16 protein-coding genes, 3 tRNA genes and 1 other RNA gene are annotated in these 18200 nt (G+C 38.1%); 10 read left to right on the top strand and 10 right to left on the bottom strand.

The window, feature by feature from the left end:
- Positions 1-133: 133 nt before the first annotated feature.
- Both AC1M89_RS04065 and AC1M89_RS04060 read left to right on the top strand, forming a co-directional pair.
- Positions 134-1759, top strand: a complete 1626-nt coding sequence (locus AC1M89_RS04065) for an NAD+ synthase (protein WP_481597255.1) — start codon at positions 134-136, stop codon at positions 1757-1759.
- Positions 1752-2771: a hypothetical protein gene (locus AC1M89_RS04060; RefSeq protein WP_481597256.1), complete on the top strand. Its 1020-nt coding sequence runs from the start codon at positions 1752-1754 to the stop codon at positions 2769-2771. Before AC1M89_RS04065 ends, AC1M89_RS04060 begins: the two co-directional genes overlap by 8 nt.
- Positions 2772-2806: 35 nt before the next feature.
- Here AC1M89_RS04060 and AC1M89_RS04055 read toward each other — a convergent pair.
- A tRNA-Met gene (locus tag AC1M89_RS04055) sits at positions 2807-2883 on the bottom strand.
- 256 nt (positions 2884-3139) lie between these two features.
- On the opposite strand from AC1M89_RS04055, the gene AC1M89_RS04050 reads away from it, so the two are divergent.
- A complete protein-coding gene (locus tag AC1M89_RS04050) occupies positions 3140-3448 on the top strand; it encodes a hypothetical protein (protein WP_228133291.1) in 309 nt (102 codons plus the stop codon).
- Between the two features lie 57 nt (positions 3449-3505).
- Here the strand turns inward: AC1M89_RS04050 and AC1M89_RS04045 are convergent.
- From AC1M89_RS04045 to coaD, 4 genes are all read right to left on the bottom strand, one after another.
- A tRNA-Met gene (locus tag AC1M89_RS04045) sits at positions 3506-3582 on the bottom strand.
- Between the two features lie 72 nt (positions 3583-3654).
- Positions 3655-4036: RNase P RNA component class A (gene rnpB / locus AC1M89_RS04040), an RNA gene on the bottom strand.
- Positions 4037-4064: 28 nt separating this feature from the next.
- Entirely contained in the window at positions 4065-4328 is a 264-nt protein-coding gene (locus AC1M89_RS04035) for a YfhL family 4Fe-4S dicluster ferredoxin (RefSeq protein WP_481593080.1), read from the bottom strand.
- Between the two features lies 1 nt (position 4329).
- The gene (coaD, locus tag AC1M89_RS04030) at positions 4330-4821 is read right to left on the bottom strand and encodes a pantetheine-phosphate adenylyltransferase (protein WP_035269911.1); all 492 of its coding nucleotides are present in this window, start codon (positions 4819-4821) and stop codon (positions 4330-4332) included.
- Positions 4822-4960: 139 nt separating this feature from the next.
- Between coaD and smpB the strand changes: the two genes are divergently transcribed.
- Positions 4961-5437 carry an SsrA-binding protein SmpB gene (gene smpB, locus AC1M89_RS04025; RefSeq protein ID WP_035269908.1) on the top strand — a complete coding sequence of 159 codons (477 nt, stop codon included), beginning with the start codon at positions 4961-4963 and terminating at the stop codon, positions 5435-5437.
- Between the two features lie 29 nt (positions 5438-5466).
- Here smpB and AC1M89_RS04020 read toward each other — a convergent pair whose 3' ends face one another.
- The 4 genes from AC1M89_RS04020 to rluD form a co-directional block, all read right to left on the bottom strand.
- Positions 5467-6786, bottom strand: a complete 1320-nt coding sequence (locus tag AC1M89_RS04020) for a hypothetical protein (RefSeq protein ID WP_481608732.1) — start codon at positions 6784-6786, stop codon at positions 5467-5469.
- A gap of 236 nt (positions 6787-7022) precedes the next feature.
- Complete coding sequence (locus AC1M89_RS04015) at positions 7023-8318, bottom strand: hypothetical protein (protein WP_481613939.1); 1296 nt, start codon at positions 8316-8318, stop codon at positions 7023-7025.
- A 333-nt stretch (positions 8319-8651) separates the two neighbouring features.
- Entirely contained in the window at positions 8652-9392 is a 741-nt protein-coding gene (gene pgeF, locus AC1M89_RS04010) for a peptidoglycan editing factor PgeF (RefSeq protein ID WP_481597260.1), read from the bottom strand.
- 17 nt (positions 9393-9409) lie between these two features.
- A complete protein-coding gene (gene rluD, locus AC1M89_RS04005; protein ID WP_035269298.1) occupies positions 9410-10462 on the bottom strand; it encodes a 23S rRNA pseudouridine(1911/1915/1917) synthase RluD in 1053 nt (350 codons plus the stop codon).
- A gap of 71 nt (positions 10463-10533) precedes the next feature.
- On the opposite strand from rluD, the gene AC1M89_RS04000 reads away from it, so the two are divergent.
- Complete coding sequence (locus tag AC1M89_RS04000; protein ID WP_180027950.1) at positions 10534-11550, top strand: outer membrane protein assembly factor BamD; 1017 nt, start codon at positions 10534-10536, stop codon at positions 11548-11550.
- Positions 11551-11679: 129 nt separating this feature from the next.
- Positions 11680-13575 carry a DNA primase gene (locus AC1M89_RS03995; RefSeq protein ID WP_481613938.1) on the top strand — a complete coding sequence of 632 codons (1896 nt, stop codon included), beginning with the start codon at positions 11680-11682 and terminating at the stop codon, positions 13573-13575.
- A 23-nt stretch (positions 13576-13598) separates the two neighbouring features.
- Here AC1M89_RS03995 and hemA read toward each other — a convergent pair whose 3' ends face one another.
- Complete coding sequence (gene hemA, locus AC1M89_RS03990; RefSeq protein WP_481597262.1) at positions 13599-14882, bottom strand: glutamyl-tRNA reductase; 1284 nt, start codon at positions 14880-14882, stop codon at positions 13599-13601.
- Positions 14883-14958: 76 nt separating this feature from the next.
- Between hemA and AC1M89_RS03985 the strand changes: the two genes are divergently transcribed.
- The 4 genes from AC1M89_RS03985 (at position 14959) to AC1M89_RS03970 (ending at position 18185) form a co-directional block, all read left to right on the top strand.
- Positions 14959-16671, top strand: coding sequence for a tetratricopeptide repeat protein (locus AC1M89_RS03985; protein ID WP_481595844.1), 1713 nt, complete (start codon positions 14959-14961; stop codon positions 16669-16671).
- 6 nt (positions 16672-16677) lie between these two features.
- On the top strand, positions 16678-17262 hold the full coding sequence (lolB, locus tag AC1M89_RS03980) for a lipoprotein insertase outer membrane protein LolB (RefSeq protein ID WP_092766842.1): 585 nt from the start codon (positions 16678-16680) through the stop codon (positions 17260-17262).
- A 12-nt stretch (positions 17263-17274) separates the two neighbouring features.
- Entirely contained in the window at positions 17275-18105 is an 831-nt protein-coding gene (gene ispE, locus AC1M89_RS03975) for a 4-(cytidine 5'-diphospho)-2-C-methyl-D-erythritol kinase (protein WP_035269285.1), read from the top strand.
- Between the two features lie 5 nt (positions 18106-18110).
- Positions 18111-18185, top strand: a tRNA-Gln gene (locus tag AC1M89_RS03970).
- Positions 18186-18200 lie beyond the last annotated feature (15 nt).

Here is an 18200-nt window from a genome sequence, read left to right as displayed (position 1 = left end):
TTTTATCATGTTTTAATGATGTAAATTTGAGCCATTTGGCAGTTATGTAATATCACATACACACAGCTGAATAATTACTCCAATAAAATCAGCACGTGCTGTATATAAACCTATAGGATAGGACTTGGTTTAAATGAATAGTTTTAAAGTTTCTCTTGCTCAATTCTCTCCATTTGTCGGCAATTTAGAAGCCAATGTTCAACGAATGATTGAACTCGCTAACGAAGCCAAACAGCAAAATGCCAATATCATTGTGTTTCCTGAACTTTCGACCATTGGCTATCCTGCAGAGGATCTCCTACTTCGTCCAAGCCTAAGCAAACGTACAGCATCAGCTTTCGAAAAACTGGCTGAAGTGAAAGACATTGTGATGGTATTTGGTTTTGTTAATCAAGCTGATTCGGGTGCACGCTATAACTCTGCAGCCGTTATGAAAGATGGGCAAGTATTAGGTATTTATAACAAGCAAAATTTACCAAATTATAGTGTTTTTGATGAAAAGAGATATTTCGCTGAGGGTCATCAACACCTTGTATTTGAATATTTAGGACATAAATTCGGTGTATTAATTTGCGAAGATGTCTGGACGCTAGAGAGTGTACAACAACTTGCCAAACTAAATGTTGAAACTGTTCTTGTGCTAAATGCCTCACCATACGAAGTTGGAAAGCCTCAACACCGTGTTGTTACGCTTAAAGAGTTAGCTAAACAATTGAATCTCAATCTTGTTTATGTCAACCAAGTGGGTGGGCAAGATGATCTCATTTTCGACGGAACAAGTTTCGTTGTAAATGCAAATGGTGAAGTTGTACTTGAAGCACCAAGCTTTAAAGAAGACCTTTTTCATGTTGAATATGAAGCAGAGCTTAAATCTTTTAAAGCCGCTACCAAAGCACCTGCATTAGATACGATTGCAGAAATTTACCAAGCTTTGGTTTTAGCAACACGAGATTATGTACAACGCTCAGGTTTCCCTGGTGTCATTCTTGGTCTCTCTGGTGGTATTGACTCAGCGCTCACTCTTGCAATCGCTGTCGATGCTATTGGAGCAGATAAAGTTCAAGCGGTTATGATGCCTTACACATATACCTCTCAAATCAGTGTTGAAGACGCGACTGAGCAGGCAAAACGCATGGGAGTAACTTTTGGTATTGCGGAAATTCACCCAATCGTCAACAGCTTTATGCAGACATTACACCCATTCTTCGGCAATTCTCCTGCTGATGCAACTGAGGAAAATTTACAAGCTCGCGCACGCGGCACCTTATTAATGGGCCTGTCGAATAAATTTGGTAATCTTGTTTTATCTACAGGTAACAAATCTGAATTATCTGTTGGTTACTGCACACTGTACGGTGATATGGTCGGTGGTTTTGCTGTACTTAAAGATGTTTATAAAACGATTGTATTTGAGTTAGCAAAATACCGTAATAGTTTGGAAGATACGCCTGTAATCCCTGAACGTGTGATTACTCGCCCACCTTCTGCTGAATTGCGCCCTGATCAAAAAGATCAAGACTCTTTACCACCTTACGATGTTCTTGATGCAATTTTATATGCATATATTGAAGAAGATCAGAGTCTTGAAGATATTATTTCTAAAGGTTTTGATCGAGATATCGTGACTAAAGTCATTGGATTGGTTGATCGCAACGAATATAAGCGCCGTCAGGGTGCAATTGGTCCACGTATATCCTCTCGTGCATTTAGCCGCGAACGCCGCTATCCAATCGTAAATGGATGGAAAGCAGGTGTCTAACTCGACACAACTCAATCAATTTGCTCAAGCACTTATGCTTGAGCAAATTCGGTTTACGCAACAGTATTTATTAAATGCTGAATCTAATGCTGTACTAGACACGTTTGTTTCAGAGGCTTATGCTCAGTTCAATCGAATCAAACTAAAAGACATTGTAAATCTTGAACAACTTCATGCTGTTGTTTCAAAATATGCTTTTGAATTAAATCTTGGACCTGATTTACTAGAGTTTATTGGCGCAGTTGCACAACGTATTTACCTTCATTTAAAGGATTCAAATGCTTTAATCGGAGATTTAATTTCTGACCATGATTTTGGGCTTTGGCTAAATAAAATTCTTGAATTAGATCAAGTACGTTATGGTTTAAAACAACAAATTTTAAGTAATGAGAAGGCGCATGCAGTAAGTCTTCAATTAGCAAATCAAATTTTAGAAAAATATACACCTTGGCTGGATAGGCTTCGAAAAAATAAAGTTCAAAATAATACGGTCAAATCAAAGATTTTTAATTTTCTCCAAGATCAGCAACACACATTAGAGTTAAAACTAGAATCCCAACTTGCAAATGCAATATTGGTTCAATTAGGCGAAATTATCACACTGCCTCAAAATGAACTTTATGAAATCATTCAACATATTTGGTCAGATCTCCAATTTCAAAAAATTTCAGCTCAGCTTGAGCAGATTGAGGCCATTGATGTCGAAGATTTTTTTATTCTGGTCTATGAAACCTGGAGAAATTTACGCCAGTCCTCTGAGATTCAGTCCATCATTTTAGAAGTGGTTGATGAGTTCTATGAATATTTTGGTGATTACAGTTTACAAGCTTTACTCACGGCTGTTGGACTAACTCAAGAAGATTTAGTGATCGAAGCCCATCGTTTTGCACCTCAGCTTATCAGCATGTTAAATGATTTTGGCGTTCTAGAACAATTAATTCAAAGTTTGATTCAGCCTTTTTATCAAGCACAATCTACACTTGATATTATCTCAAAACATTTTGAGAAATAAAAAAAAGACCATGCGGTGAGCATGGTCTATAAAAATGGTGGCTATGACGGGACTTGAACCTGTGACCCCCGCATTATGAGTGCGGTGCTCTAACCAACTGAGCTACATAGCCGTAAACTGTGTGCGCATTATCTTAAGTTATCGTTGTATCGTCAAGCATACGAAAGCACTAATGATCACCCTTTATACAAATAAACCTTATTTGAACAAAATTAATCCATAATTATATGATTTTATTGTAATAGTAAGGTTTCAATGACATCAAAATCATGCTCAATCCTCAATATTTCATTCTCATATGCTCTTTAAGCCTTGTGAGCGGATGCCAAACGATTTATCCCATATTTGTGAATTATCACGGTGTACGCATGGATGTCGCTCAATGGATCAATGCTCAAAACTTTATAACCATGCAACAAAAACGAACTCTAGTTCAATTAAGCCGTGCTCAACAAAAGCTCGTGCATATTGATGTCATTCCTGAAGATCATAAACTTGCCGTGAGTAAAGAGAATGCGGTTGCTCTTCATTGTGCACAGCTTTATTTGTCTGAGCAAAAAATTGAAAGCTTGCAAAATATTGTGTTTTCAAATGTAAATCAGACAGCCGTTTTAGCACAATTTGAACAAGAGTTTCCAAAAATTAAGTTAGATTCTCAGCTTATTCAGTGCCAATGAAAACTCAAGATTTCACACATAAAAAAAGACCACACTAGTGAGTGTGGTCTATAAAAATGGTGGCTATGACGGGACTTGAACCTGTGACCCCCGCATTATGAGTGCGGTGCTCTAACCAACTGAGCTACATAGCCGTAAACTGTGGGCGCATTATCTACTTGATTGATGTATCCGTCAAGTAATATCGGCACTGTTTGATCAAAATTTGTTGAAGTGAGCCGATAAGCCGGGTTCTGTCTAGAACGATCATTCCTCTAGGCATACAATCACTCATATGCTCAAGCGACCTACCCGAATCCAGTATGGGCCATACCTTAAGGATTCCTATTTGGTCTTGCTTCAAGTGGGGTTTACCATGCCATGAACTGTTACCAGTCATGCGGTGCGCTCTTACCGCACCCTTTCACCCTTACCATTCTCTAGGCTAAACCGAAGTTCAGTTGCAAAATGGCGGTCTACTCTCTGCTGCACTTTCCGTAGGCTTACGCCTCCCAGGCGTTACCTGGCACCTTGCCCGATGAAGCCCGGACTTTCCTCCCCTGCTTTAGTCACGAAGACCTCCACAGCAGCGATCGTCTGGCTCACTTCAAGTGGCGCATCTTAACAAACTTTGAGATCAATTGCTCGTGCTTTTTTGAGCAATTAGTTTTTTATACTTTTCCAGCAATTCATCCTCAGATTCCACATGATTAGAATCTTTAGGAATACAGTCTACTGGGCAGAATAATGAACACTGGGGTTGGTCATGATGACCAACACATTCAGTACATAGGTTTGGATCAATTTCATAGATCAGTTCACCCATATAAATCGCTTCATTTGGACATACAGGCTCACAAACGTCACAATTGATGCACTCATCCGTAATAATTAAAGACACTCTACCAACCTTGCTGATGCTTACGTTCAAATGCCTCAACAACTGCTTTTGGCACAAATTTCGTCACATCACCTTTCAAACGTGCAATTTCACGAACTAACGTGGATGAAATAAACGAGTATTGCTCTGACGGCGTTAAAAATACAGCTTCAAAATTTGAATCTAATTGACGATTCATATTTGCAAGTTGAAACTCATATTCAAAGTCAGATACTGCTCTTAAACCTCTGAGTACAGCTGTTGCCTTTTGCTCTTGAAAAAAATTCACCAACAAACCATCAAAACCAACAAATTCTACGTTATCTAAATGGCTTAATGATGATTTTGCAAGCGCAACTCGCTCATCTAAACTAAACACTGGATTTTTGTGATGACCAATTGCAATCGCAACTACAACTTCATCAAACATTTTTGCAGCACGAGAGACAAGATCAATATGACCATTGGTAATAGGATCGAATGTTCCCGGATAGATGACACGAGTTTTAGACATCCATTTATACTCTAAGATTATTATGTAGGCGCATAGTTTAACAAAAACTCAATTCACACGCACACTTGTTGACAGTGAAATGACTTCACCTCAAGCCAAGTTTGAGGCAAAATAGGCCTAATCTTGGAATATTTGTATTATGTCGAAATCGATTGTAGTAAAAAAAAATAATAGTGGCACTATTGCGCTCAACAAACGTGCACGTCACGATTATTTTATTGAGGAAAAATTTGAAGCTGGTTTAGCGTTACAAGGTTGGGAAGTAAAATCTCTTCGCGCTGGACGCATGAGTATCACGGAAAGCTATATTATTTTCAAAAATAATGAAGCTTATTTATTTGGTGCTCAAATTCAACCTCTTCTTTCTGCTTCAACTCATATCGTTCCCGAAGCAACACGTACTCGTAAGCTACTTCTTTCACGTCGTGAACTCGAGAAACTCCAAGGGGCGATCAATCAAAAAGGTTACACATGTGTACCTTTGGCGTGCTATTGGAAAGGTCGTTTAGTCAAACTCGAAATTGCGCTTGTTAAAGGTAAACAGTTACACGACAAACGTGCCACTGAAAAAGACCGCGATTGGCAGCGTGATAAAGCAAGAATTTTTCATAAATAAAAAAAACGCTCATATGAGCGGTTTTTTTATTAACAGAACCTTAAACTTCCATAACAGTTTGGAGCAAAGGTTTGATTTTTAAGTTGTAGATCTTTTAATGGAAAATTTACATTGGTATTCGGCAAATGAACATTTCCAACACCAAGTTTGTCACCAAACAGACAATCAAGTGCATTACAAGATGGAGGATTTCGACTGATATAATCACTGATTGGTCCAACCACTTGTTTTAACACATCATTTGTAATATCAATACGCTTCTCAGGTGTAACATCTCCAATATTGATCGAATCATTAAATGCCATCCACCAACCTTGCTGTGCAGCAACATCAGCATTTGGCCACCAGATCTCACTATTTTGAACAGAGAGTGAGAATGGATTGTTTATAGGGATTTTATGAATTAAACCTAGATTTTGATCTACCGTAATGTTGGCTTTTAAGCCCGTAATGTTACCACTGACCTCTTTTTGCAAATTCAGTAATCCTACCCCTAGCACTTGGATATTAGCCGTGAGATTACCACCAAAATTCAATTGATTAATATTGGCAACACCTGTCAATTGTGCAGAACTCATTCGAGTACCAGAGACCGTAGTTCCATTAATCTGAATTGGTGCCGTCGTTTCTTGTAATGCTAAATTGTAATTATTCGATTTAAAATCGAGTGTCAAAGTAGGTGCGATAATACAAATTAAACAAATTCTTGCATTCACTTTTCCATCGATAGTTTGACCAGTATCAGCATAAGTCATACTTCGAGCATTAGTATAGCCCATACCCTGAGTGGGATTAATTTTTAAATAACCACTGAGTGAGTTAATACCATTCGGTTTGTCAGAGTTTTCATCACCAAGCGTCAGTAAACCTAATACTTTTTCAGCACTGAGACGCAAACCCACAACTTCTCGAGTTGATGCAGATGTTGGATTTTTTACCGCGAACTCTAAAAATGGATTGGTTAGCTTGGCTGAAGAACCAGCACGACCTTCTCTAGTGTCTGACATACCACTCAAACTCAGATTTTCGATATCAATGTCACATCCACCTGCTCCATTAATACCACCACAGCCAAGTTGTAAATGCTTAATATTTGCATTGAGTTCTATATCTGCTTCCATTCCAAGCTTATAAAAGCCAACACCTTTACCTCGCATATTGTTTGCCCCATCATTGGGATCAATATAACTCATACTTAACAAAGCTTGGCCATTTGTCGCTGATAACTCTTCATCACTCATCATTTTTAAATCATTATGAATGTTATTAGCCGTTGCATACAAAGGAATCAACACTAAGCATGATGTTGAGAAAATCAATTTGATAGAACCAAGTAAACTCTTCAACATTAGAGTCTCCATATTATTTTTATTCAGGCTTAATCCATAAGCAACATCATTACTATCTATAAATTAATGAAAAAAATAAAGAGGCTTAAAACTTGCTAAATGAATTAAAATATAGAAATTAAAATAAAATTTAATATTTTCTAGAGACTTACATCACATTATTGATTTTTAAAATGTGATGTATATTCCAATTTATCCGATGAAATGCAAACTTAAAACTCAAGTATATCTATTATTTAGCAGAATTTTAAACTTCCATAACAGTTTGGGGCAAAGGATTGATTTTTTAACTGTAAGTTTACCAAATCCATATTCACTCTTGAATTTGTTAATGGAACCTCACCTAATCTAAAATTACCTGCTAAACAACTTGTTGCTAAAAAACCACATTCGATTGGATTAGCCTGTAAATAATTACTAATTAGCGGTACAACTTGTTTAATCACTGCATCTGTCACAACCACTTTTTGACTCGGAGTAACATTACCTATATCAATTGGGTCCTCGATTGAAAGCCACCAACCTGTCTGAGCAGCAACACTCGCTCCAGTCCAATGTATATCTTGTTTTTGCACCGATAGAGAAAATGGATTACTCAAAGGTAAGCGGTGAATATATCCAAGGTTCTCTGAAACTTTAACATCTACATTTAGGTTTGAAACATTACCCGTAATGTCACCAGATAGTGGTATAGGCACAAGCCCCCAGAGTTTAGCATTTGCAGAAATTTTACCTGACAATGCAATGTTATCTATTCGAGCAACACCTGTTAAATAGACATTTGACATTCTGTTACCACTAATAGTTTGGCCATTAATTTTTAAAGAGCCGCTTCCCTCAGCTAAATTTAAAGCATAATCATTAGACGTAAAGTCTGCACTTACGAAACCTATTGTACTCTTTGCTTTTCCGTAAACTAATTCTCCAAGATTGTTAAAATTTACACCAGAACGAGCTGCTGTTGTCGCAGTTCCAACAGCGTCCCTAATCTTCAGATAGCCACTTAAACTATTGATACCATTTGGTTTTTCAGAGTTCTCACTACCAAGCGTTAATAATCCTAGTACTTTTTCTGCACTTAAACGAACACCAACCATTTCACGTGTGGAAGCTGAATCTGGGTTTTTTATAGCAAACTCTAAAAATGGATTGGTTAGTTGGGCACTTGATTGGACTCGTCCTTCACGAGTTTCTGCAACCCCTGACAAACTTAAGTTATCGATATCAATATCACAACCGTTTGCACCATTTACTCCACCGCATCCAAGTTGCAATCTTTTGATGTTAGCATTTAAATCTAATTGGGCTTCCATTCCCATTTTATAAAATCCAATATTTTGACCAGAATTCTTATTGACGGAATCTGCAGGTGAAATATAGCTTAAGCTCATGAGTGCTTTACCTTCAACATGTGAAAGTTCAGCGTCAGTCAGTTCTTGCATTGGAGCAGCATACGCTAATGTTATTGAAGTCAATCCATAGATGACAGGAATACAAAAATTTCTTGATTTCGCGAATCCTATTAAGATCATCATTGTCTCCACAATTTTTTATTTTTATGTCTTGTCTAACAAAAAGACAATGTAATATTCACTATTATATAAATTTTTACTATCAAATTGTGATTGATCTAACATTTTTTGTATTTAAATAATTCATATTTCAAAAAAAATGGTCTAGTAATGAATCACTTATATCAACTTAGCAACTTGTAAATTAATGTATTTTTATTTAAATCTTTCATTTAAATATACAACAGATCGAAGTGATTAAATAAAATCTCAAACATAAGTAAAGATGATGAGCTTTAAGAAAGTCATCATTTAAATACCCAAACGATCTGATTGAAACTAAATAAATTCTTTTCACTCCATGAAGACAAATGTCGCCATGCGGCCGGTTTTTGAATTACGGCGATGAGAATAATATGTTTGATCCTCCGTGTAGCTACATCGCTCACCTCCAAGAACCTGTTCCACCCCTAAACTTTTCAATATATGGCGAGCAATCGCATAGAGATCTCCGTAATACTTACCCTCTAGATCTCCCTTTTGAAATGCTGAACTTAATTCTGGAATCCTATCGCAGAATGTGTGCATTACTTCTTCACCCACTTCAAAGCATGGCTGACTAATTGCCGCACCTAACCACGCCCAAGAGGGTTGAGTGCTCATGGCATTGACTGTATTTTCAATAATGCCATTTGCCAATCCTCGCCAACCTGCATGCAAATTAGCGACTTCAGTACCATCTTTGTTACCGAGAACCACCGGTAAACAATCTGCCGTCATCATCATTAATGCATGTTGTTTTTGCTGTGTCACTAAACCATCGCCATTTAGGGCGTGTAAGCTCATGTCATCATTTACAACGTGACAGATTGTACTGTGCGTTTGGTTCATCCAAGTTAATCGATTCACCCCATAGACTGAAAAGTCATTTAACAAGCTCATTCTATGCCGATGAACACGTTCTGGTTGATCATTTACATGCAACGCCAAGTTAAAACCTTCTAAATCAGTCTGTGGTGTTTTCAGTGCGTGAGGGTGACTCAATTCTGTTTGTCCTACCACGACACCTTTGGGCAAACCTTGCACAATTTGCATGTAAACTTTCCTTTAATTTAGTAAGCCTTATTTTCCGTACGAAGAGTCTCAAGTAATGCTGTGAAATCTTCAGGCCATGGTGCTTCAAACATCATTTCTTCACCTGTCCGTGGATGTACTAACCCCAATTTTGATGCATGAAGTGCTTGACGTCTAAACTCTCGTAAATGAGTAGCAAGTTTTTCCGAAGCACCTGCAGGTACTTTGACACGACTGACATAAACTGGATCACCGACCAAAGGGAAACCAATATAAGTGAAATGCACACGAATCTGATGAGTACGTCCAGTTTCTAATTGTGCTTGAACACGTGTGAAATTTTGGAATCTTTCTTTCACATTATAGTGAGTCACGGCATCACGACCACCTGGTAAGATCGCCATTTTTACACGATCTACAGGATGACGTTTAATCGGCTCATCAATTTTACCGCCTGCAATAATATTGCCATAACAAATTAAATCATAAATTCGATAAACTGATTTTTTCGCTAACTGTTTACTTAAGGAAAATTGAGCTTCTAAATTTTTAGCTACAACCAAGAGACCACTAGTATCTTTATCGATACGGTGTACTAGACCAGCTCGAGATAATTCTGCTGATTTAGGAAAATGATATAAAAGTGCATTAACCAAAGTACCATTCGGGTTTCCTGCGCCAGGATGTACAACCATCCCCACTGGCTTGTTAATGACTAAGATGTCATCATCTTCATAAATAATATCTAAAGGGATATTTTCAGGTTGACTGGTGACTTGGGCTTCAAGCTCTACATCAAGCGTGAGTAGCTCATTCCCTTCACTTTTATATTTTGGTTTCACAACTTGACCATTTACCAACAAATGACCATCCTTCAACCATTGTTTCAATTTTTCACGCGAAAATTCGTTCCAAGCGAGTGCTGCAACTTGATCTATTCGCTGACCAAGAGAACTCTCATCCACTTGAAATTGCAACGATAAACGTGTTGCAGTTGGGGCTGAAGTATGGTTATCTGCATCCTCAGAGTCTTCAAGTAAATTGATGTCGATTTCTGGGAAATTAGAATTAGAAGTTTGTGCTGAAGTCATTTGCTCATTCGGACAAAAGTGGTTTAATAGTGCAATTGTAGCCTATTGCCCGTATAAACAGAGGAATTTTTATGTCGCTACCACGTTATAAAGTTACAATGCTTGCTTTATCGCTAGGCTTAGCAGCAACATTTGTGGGCTGTAGCAGTAATCCCAAGAAGGATGTTGTGGATACTGGACCTAAATCAACCGAACAATCTTATTTCGATAAAGCACAAAAAGCATTAGATCGTGGTCAATATAGCGATGCAGCACAATCATTAGAAGCAATTGAAACTTATTACCCTACAGGTCAATATACTCAACAAGCTCAACTCGATCTTTTATATGCTCGTTTTCAACAAAAAGACTATGAAGCTGTTATTGCTCTAGCAGACCGTTTTATTCGGTTAAACCCTCAACATCCTAATGTTGATTATGCTTACTATGTTCGTGGTGTGGCGAATATGGAGCAAAACTATGATGGTCTCATCCGCTACACATCACTCCAACAGGCTCATCGTGATGTCAGCTATTTGAAAGTTGCATATCAAAATTTTGTTGATTTCATTCGTCGTTTCCCAAGTAGTCAGTATGCTGTAGATGCTGCTCAGCGCATGAAGTTTATTGGTCAAGAACTTGCTGAAAGTGAAATGAATGCGGCTCGCTTTAACTTAAAGCGTAAAGCTTGGCTTGCAGCAGTTGAGCGTGGACAATGGGTTGTGGAACATTTCCCTCAAACACCTCAAGTACCAGAAGCGCTTGCAACGATTGCTTACGGATACGATAAACTCGGTGACAAGGCAACATCTCAACAATACGTTGAAGTGCTAAAGCTAAACTACCCTCATCTTGTGAAGTCTAATGGTGAGGTCGATTTACGCGCAGCACGTAAAGATGGAAGTTGGTTAAATCGTGCAACCTTAGGTATTTTAGGTCGTGAAGCACGCAGTCAAACAACAGCAGAAGTATCAGCAGAGCAATCTGACAACACCAATACACAACCCAGTTTATTGAATCGCTTAAGCTTTGGCTTGCTTGGTAATAAAGATCACAATGTGGAAAGTGCGCCAGCAAATGAAAGTATGTACGACCCACAGCGTCAATAATCCATTCTTATGAATCAAAAAAGGTGGGATTACCCACCTTTTTTATTGCATGGCTTTATTTATCGTCTTAAGTGTTTAGGATAGACTTAATTCAATCACTTTATTCCTCATTCTTTTGGCTTTTTAATTATGGCAATTCCACAACATACGATTGATCAAATTTTAGATCGAACTGACATCGTCGATCTTATTGGCCAACGTGTGAAATTAAAAAAGTCAGGTCGTACCTATTCAGGCTGTTGTCCTTTTCATCAAGAGAAAACACCTTCTTTTCACGTCTACCGTGATAAGCAATATTTCCACTGTTTCGGTTGCCAAGCCAATGGAAATGCAATTCGCTTTATGATGGATATTGATAATCGCAATTTCATCGAGGTGATTAAAGACCTGGCAAGCCAAACCGGTATCGAATTACCTAAAGACAATCAAGACAATAAAAAACTCTCATACAAGAGAGAACCTATTAAACCTTACCAAGAAAAGCAACCGCAGGCACCCATTGAAGCAGATGCAGCAGAAATCATTTCTCCGCCTACTTCAGCTTTTGATGTAGATCCTTTTGAAGCATTTCAAAACTATGAATTCGATGAGTATCAACTTAATACAGATAACTTGAATTCAGTTGAGGTCGCACCTGAAGGTAATTTATACGATCTTCTTGAAAATGTTGCTTTATTTTATGAAAAACAACTTCCAAATAGCCAAATTGCGCAACAGTATTTTCAGCGACGCGGACTAAGTGATACCACGATTAAGTATTGGCGATTAGGTTATGCCCCAGAAGATTGGCAACATCTTGAAAAAGCATTTCCGCAAGATATTGAAGGATTAAAACTACTCGGATTGATCAGAACCAGTGATTCTGGTCGTGATTTTGATCTACTACGAGAACGTGTCATTTTTCCTATACGTGATGCAAAAGGTCGCGTTGTCGGATTTGGTGGACGAGCATTGAATGACGAGATCAAACCCAAATACATCAACTCTCCAGACTCTGAAGTTTTCCATAAAAACCAACTACTCTATGGCTTATATGAAGGTCGTAAGCTCAAAGCCAATCATTGGTTAATGGTTGAAGGTTACATGGATGTCATCGCATTACAGCAAGCTGGCATTCCTGGCGCAGTTGCCACCTTGGGGACGGCGAGCAATGCTGATCACTTGAATCTATTATTTAAACAAAACAATCAGTTAACTATTGCTTTTGATGGTGATTCGGCTGGTCAAAAAGCTGCTCGACGCACTTTAGAAATTGCACTTCCCCTCTTAAATGATGGTCGTGAACTGAAATTTTTTATTCTACCTGCGGAGCATGATCCTGACTCATTAGTTCGTAAGGACGGTGTTGAAACTTTCAATCGACTTTGGCAACAATCACCACTCTTATCAGAGTTTGCTTTTTCACTTCTCAGTCAACAATATCAAATCAATACACCTGAAGGTAAAAGTCAGGTCATGGCTGAGCTAAATCAACTCACCAATCTGATGCCTAAGCAAGGTTCGTATCGCTATTTGATTCGTCAATATTTCAAAGAAAAATTAGGATTCAATAAAAAGTGGCAGCCTCAAGTGAGTCTTGACGCTTCATTATCATTTAATATTCGCACACGAGATGAAGATTTCGCAGTGGCAATGTTAATGTACCATCCTTTTCTTTATATTCATTTTGAAGTATTACGCGCAGTGATTCCTGAAGATGAATTGCTTGCAAAAGTATTAAAAATTTTTAATGTCATTTTTGATGATCTGCCAGATGACCAAGAGTTGGCGAGTTATTATATTTTGGGTGCATGTAGCCCATTTCATCATGAACTCTCTGAGATTTTAAAACGTACTAATATTCAAACACTCACTGAAGCCCCTGAAATGGCTGATAAACTTGCCTCAGAATACTCACTTTCACTCCAAGAAAAATATCTGAGAATCAAATTTAAAGCAGCAAAATCATTAAATGAGTCTAAAAACTTAAGACAACAACTGAATGAGCTAACCAAAAAAATTGGACTACGCTTACTACATGAATAAATAAAAGCGGTCAGTGACCGCTTTTATTTTTTTAGTTTTCGCTGAGCACTAAAAATATCTTCTAAATGTTCTTTAATCGTTTCATAGACATCAGGATTTTCATCTTTAGCGACTTCTCTGAGTAAGATGGATGTAGGATGTAATAGCTTTTGCGTCAAACGATGCGCCATTTCCTGCATGACAATGGCTGCATCATCGCCAGAGGCTAAACGATCTAATGCATGCTCTAATTCAAATGCTTTAACTTTATCTCCATGAGCACGATACTCACTAATTGTCGCTCCAGCTTGTGAAACTTTCTGCTGAGTCACCAATTGTGTTGCTAGTTGATTGACCATCACTTCAGCTTCAACAGCGGCTTGGCGTCGCTGCGCTAAGTTTTCATCAATAACACCTTGAAGATCGTCCACCCCATAAAGGTAAACACCATCCAAACTTTCAGCCTTAGATTCAATATCGCGAGGAACAGCCAAATCCACCATCAACATTTGACGGTAACGACGTTTTTTTAGTGCTGACTTAACATCTTGATAGGAAATGACCTGATGTAAACTTCCTGTACAACTTGAAATCACATCAGCGCGATGTAAATTTTGAGCTAAATCAACAAAAGGAATAATTTCTACCGCAACACGATGTGATATTTCTTGCGCTAAAAGTTCCGCCCGTTCCTGACCACGGTTACAAATTAAAATTTTAGCAACGCCCATTTCAGCTAAGTGCTTTGCAACCAAGCTATTCATTTCACCTGCTGCAACCACCATAACGGTTAATTGTTCAGGCTTACTAAAAACTTGTAGTGCTAACTGTGCTACCGCATACCCCATGGATACAGCATGACTACCGACCGCTGTTTCTGAACGCACTTTCTTAGCAGCATAAAATGCATATTCAAAAATACGATTTAAATTTTGTGAAACAACTTCAGACTCTTTTGCTAAATTAAGTGCAGACTTCACTTGCCCCATAATCTGAGGCTCTCCAAGCATGAGTGAATCTAATCCTGATGCAACACGCATCAAATGTGTCACAGCATCTGTATTTTCATAACGGTAAATATGATTTTGTAATTGTTTTACATCAATGCCATTTTTTTGAGCGAGCCAATCTAATACCATCTCCGCATTATCAGCGATGGCGTAGACTTCAGTACGATTACAGGTTGACACCACAACCATATCGTTCAGCTGGTCATGGTGACTTTGTTCAGCCAACAATAGTTTTAACTTTTCAGGGTTAAAAGCAACTTGCTCTCGTAATTCAACTGAGGCTGTTTGATGGTTGACACCCAATGCAAAGAAAGACATATCAGATCATCAATTGGCTAAATTTATGCTATTGTGCAATAACGGTGTCATAAAAAGCAGTACTTGGATAAAAAAATTGCGTCAAACAATGAGCCGCACAACCGGCATGACAATTCGACAGTATTCTACCACACTCTTGTTAGTGAGTAGCATGACTTACAGTGCTCATATTAGAGCATCTGGAGAATTTTACCATGCCAATTTAAATCATAAAGTTTTACAACAGGCTATGGTTGCAGAATTTGCTTTAGCTGCACATGACACACCGACTGCTTTACACAACTATACCGTACTTGCAATCCAAACCAGTTCAACAGCTTTAAAACAACGTGCACTTAACGTCGCACTCGAACAAAACGACTTACAAGCCGCTTTAGATATTGCAACCCATTGGGTCGTGCAAGAACCCAAAGATGTACCTGCAAAATTCTATCTTGCGCATATCGCATTAAAGTCACACGAATATGAACTTGCTGCTGATGTGCTCGATGATATTTTAAATTTAGATCCTGAATCAGATTTAGAACAAATTCTTGAAGGAATTTCTCCGGAATCCCCTGAGGATCGAGCATATTTATTAAACACTTTGCGTAATAGTAAAACGCGTAACAATCCTTCAATTCTCGTTTTGATTGCGAGTTTACAAGCACAAAATAATGAAATCGAAAATGCCTTAATTACTTTAAATAAAGCATTAAAAAAACGCCCCAAATCAACAGGGTTTATCTTACTGAAAGCAAACTTACTCATGGCTTTAGGCGACGAAGAAGAGACGCTAAAATGGTTTGAAAAAAGTGCTCGTAAAAATCGTAATAATTTAGAGCTCAGTCTGGCTGAAATCCGCTACTTAATTAAACTGAATAAAAATGAACAGGCGTTAAGCAAATTAAAACGCATCATAAAAAAATGGCCTGATTCGGAAGAAGCTCTTTTTATCGCTGGTCTAACATCAATTGATCTCAAAGAATATGAGCTTGCTGAACAGTATTTGGTCGAACTACGTGCATCTGGACAGTATCAAAATGATGCTTATTTTTATTTGGCATTAAATGCTGAACGAAAACAACATTTTGAAACAGCTAAAGCTTATTATCGACTTGTAGATGGTAATTTATATATGGTTTCTAGACGAAATCTAATTTCAATCTATGACAAACAAAATCGCTTAAGTGATGCGCTGCGCTTTCTGACTCAGGAACGGGTGAATTACCCCCAACATGCGAGTTTCTTATATCAAGCACAAGCTGAAATACTCAAAAAAATGGGCAATAACAAAGCTGCCTTGGGCTTACTCAAAGAAGCGGCTAAAAATTTAACTGATGACCCTGAAATTTTATATTCTCAAGTCTTATTACTTGATCCATTTACGGATCGCGATCAATTAGATGAATTGCTTAAAAAATTACTCACGATCGAACCCAATAGTCCAACATATCTGAATGCGTATGCATATACTCTGGCGTTGCAAAATCGTCGTTTAGATGAGGCGAGACAATATGCCGAACAAGCTTTAGACAATGCCCCAGAACAAGCATCTATCTTAGATACCTTAGGCTATATCTGCTTTCTTCAAAACGATTTCGACACTTCCACCCGTGTACTTGCGAAAGCATATCAACTCAGCCAAAGTCCAAATATCGGCATTCGATATGCTAAATCGCTTTATATGCTGGGTTCACTGGAAGAATTTAGCCAAGTGTTACATCAACTCCATAAAAATCATCCAAATCATCCTCAATTGGATCAACTCGATAGTTTATTGTTGCCACAAAATATCAAAAAGAGTTAATACTGTATGATCTTAAATTTAAAATCATTATTGCTGATTGCCACAAGTAGTGCGCTTCTTGGGTTAACTGGCTGTCAAGCAATTCAAACTCAACCATCACCGCCAACAACGCAAAACCTTGAACAATCAAATCAATTTAATCTTCAGGGTAAAATTGGCGTCAAAACCCCCAAGCAATCAGGCAGTGCTTTTTTTACTTGGCAACAGCAAGATGAACAGTTTGATATCGAGTTAAGCGGAATTCTTGGAGTCGGTAAAACTCAAATCTCAGGTCAACCTGGTCAAGTGACACTGAACAGTGCCAAAACTGGTGAAATTACAGCCAACTCACCTGAAGAGTTATTGTTTCGTGCAACAGGTTGGGAAGCACCAATTACTTATTTAGTCGATTGGGTACAAGCTAAGCAAGCGACTGAAGAAGCTGAAATTCAAAAAGACGAATCGATGCGAATCAGTGAAATTAAAGAACAAGGTTGGCATATTCAATTATCTTACAACGGTCAATCTACACAACCAAACCGTTTGATTTTAAAGCAACAACTTGAAGATGGAACTGAAAATCGTATTACAATGGTAATTCAAAATCGTTAAGTTTGATTATTTATGATTCGTGTACCCTCCCCTGCAAAACTGAATTTGTTTTTACACATTACGGGGCGCCGTGAAAATGGTTACCATGAGTTGCAAACTATTTTTCAGTTGATAGATCTTTGTGATTGGATGGAATTTACTCCAATCTCTAACCAATCTATCTCCATTTCAGGCCTATCAGAAGTAAGTCTTGAACAAAATTTGATTTATCGTGCAATGATGATGCTGAAACCCTATGCCAAAAGTGAAAAATTAGGCATTCATGTCAACATCGAAAAAAATATACCGATGGGTGCAGGACTCGGTGGTGGCTCTTCAAATGCGGCTACCGCGTTATTAATCATGAATCAACTTTGGCAATGTGGCTTAAATCGTGATCAATTAGCAGAAATTGGTGTACAACTGGGTGCTGATGTTCCCATCTTCATCCATGGTCGTAATGCATGGGCAGAAGGTATTGGTGAACACTTAACATTCATAGACTTAGATCAAAAACAATACATTGTGTTAAAACCTGACTGTTTTATCAGCACTCAACTGCTTTTTTCACAAAAATCGTTGACAAGAGACACGAAGACCTCTAAATTTTGCGCCTATCAGATAAAGCCATCTGATTTCAGAAATAACTTTGAACCTCTGGCAAGAAGTCTATATGCTGAAGTCGATGAAGCAATGCAATATTTAGATCAGTTCGGTGTTGCAAAACTTACAGGTACAGGTGCTTGTGTTTTTACTGAAGTAACGACTGAAATGAACATTGATGACATTCTTGCTCATTCACCCTGTAAAGCTTACTTAGTGAATAGTTTAGAACAATCACCATTGAATCAAATCATCGTTTAAATGATAGGGGCGTCGCCAAGTGGTAAGGCAGCGGGTTTTGATCTCGCCATCCGTTGGTTCGAATCCAGCCGCCCCTGCCATCTCATTCTATACAT

Source organism: Acinetobacter sp. ANC_7635, from assembly GCF_056779945.1.
Note: the sequence above shows the minus strand (reverse complement) of the source record. Positions and strands in the feature narration are given on the sequence as shown.

Excerpts from the sequence above, each read along its gene's own strand:
- AC1M89_RS04000 (WP_180027950.1), top strand. The coding sequence starts at position 10,534 with ATGTCGCTACCACGTTATAAAGTTACAATGCTTGCTTTATCGCTAGGC.
- AC1M89_RS03995 (WP_481613938.1), top strand. The coding sequence starts at position 11,680 with ATGGCAATTCCACAACATACGATTGATCAAATTTTAGATCGAACTGAC.
- AC1M89_RS04050 (WP_228133291.1), top strand. The coding sequence starts at position 3,140 with ATGGATGTCGCTCAATGGATCAATGCTCAAAACTTTATAACCATGCAA.
- AC1M89_RS04065 (WP_481597255.1), top strand. The coding sequence starts at position 134 with ATGAATAGTTTTAAAGTTTCTCTTGCTCAATTCTCTCCATTTGTCGGC.
- rluD (WP_035269298.1), bottom strand. The coding sequence starts at position 10,462 with ATGACTTCAGCACAAACTTCTAATTCTAATTTCCCAGAAATCGACATC.
- pgeF (WP_481597260.1), bottom strand. The coding sequence starts at position 9,392 with ATGCAAATTGTGCAAGGTTTGCCCAAAGGTGTCGTGGTAGGACAAACA.
- ispE (WP_035269285.1), top strand. The coding sequence starts at position 17,275 with ATGATTCGTGTACCCTCCCCTGCAAAACTGAATTTGTTTTTACACATT.
- AC1M89_RS04020 (WP_481608732.1), bottom strand. The coding sequence starts at position 6,786 with ATGTTGAAGAGTTTACTTGGTTCTATCAAATTGATTTTCTCAACATCA.
- hemA (WP_481597262.1), bottom strand. The coding sequence starts at position 14,882 with ATGTCTTTCTTTGCATTGGGTGTCAACCATCAAACAGCCTCAGTTGAA.
- smpB (WP_035269908.1), top strand. The coding sequence starts at position 4,961 with ATGTCGAAATCGATTGTAGTAAAAAAAAATAATAGTGGCACTATTGCG.
- lolB (WP_092766842.1), top strand. The coding sequence starts at position 16,678 with ATGATCTTAAATTTAAAATCATTATTGCTGATTGCCACAAGTAGTGCG.
- coaD (WP_035269911.1), bottom strand. The coding sequence starts at position 4,821 with ATGTCTAAAACTCGTGTCATCTATCCGGGAACATTCGATCCTATTACC.
- AC1M89_RS04015 (WP_481613939.1), bottom strand. The coding sequence starts at position 8,318 with ATGATCTTAATAGGATTCGCGAAATCAAGAAATTTTTGTATTCCTGTC.